The organism is Vaccinium witches'-broom phytoplasma str. VAC, assembly GCF_000309405.1.
Taxonomy (GTDB): Bacteria; Bacillota_I; Bacilli_A; order Acholeplasmatales; family Acholeplasmataceae; genus Phytoplasma.
The window spans coordinates 1-1,074 of the sequence record NZ_AKIN01000157.1; the positions used below are offsets into that span (position 1 = coordinate 1).

Here is a 1,074-nt window from a genome sequence, read left to right on the forward strand (position 1 = left end):
TATTTCTAAATTGATAAATATCATTAATATTTTAAAAATTAATTAATCTTTTTGATAATTATTTACCCAAAACAAGTCATAAAGTACTTATAGTTTAGGCCATAAAGTGCTTATAGTGTCAGCAACTGCATCATCCATGTCTTTAGTAAAAGAATCAAAAATAAAAGTATAACTAGGTTTGTAATCTTTTTTCATACTGTTTATAGTAAAGTTACCAATGTTAGTTAATTTAGTAGCCACCATAACTTTCATCCAATCGCCATCGTATGCAAAAATGGTAAAAGAATCAGTTTGAACTTCAGCCCATTCATCTATGCATAAATAGTCATTAATCATATTACTTGCTACATCTTGAATCAATCTTTTGGAAGATTTATCGCTGTGTTGAGCCTCAGCATAATCTTTTAACTCATCAACAACCTTAGCCATTCCTATTTTAATTTTGTCGGCGAAAGAATCATTAAAAGTTTCTACAATATCTGATATATTATCTTGAACGCTAAGATTGTGTTTATTTTGTGTTTGTTTAGATTCTTCATTACTTTGAGCAAAAATTTTCTGCGTAAAAAAAGGTAAAGACATTAATAAAAAAGCATTTAACATGAAGAAAAATAAATAACTATTTTTTATTTTTTGATTAAACAAAAATATATACCTCTATTTTCTTTTATTTTTTTTATATTGTGTTTTTATCCTCTTGTATGATTATATTATAACACGCTTTTACATAAAAACCAAATTTTTATTTCTTAAAAGGATAAAAAATATCCATATCTCTAAGAAAAGACCATTTTAATGATAATAATATTAATCTTTTTAATAAAAAACCTTTTAAAATGATTAAAAAAGTTTTTTTTATCGGTTAAAACTTTTTAATAAAATTAAGACTGAAAAAAGTATTTCTTGAGCCGCTATTTTAGTTTTAACACTTTAATTGAGAACAAAAACAAATTAAAGGGGGGGTGAGCCCCAGCAAAATAGTTCCGAATGAAAACAACTAATTTTTCTAAAACAAATACCTTTTAGAAAAAATTATTTATTAATTTACTATATGATAACATAAAAAAAATATTT

1 protein-coding gene is annotated in these 1,074 nt (G+C 24.0%); it reads right to left on the minus strand.

Annotated elements, in window-relative coordinates:
• Nucleotides 1-87 precede the first annotated feature (87 nt).
• Nucleotides 88-645: a hypothetical protein gene (locus tag RI68_RS02640; RefSeq protein WP_017193693.1), complete on the minus strand. Its 558-nt coding sequence runs from the start codon at nt 643-645 to the stop codon at nt 88-90.
• Nucleotides 646-1,074: the final 429 nt, after the last annotated feature.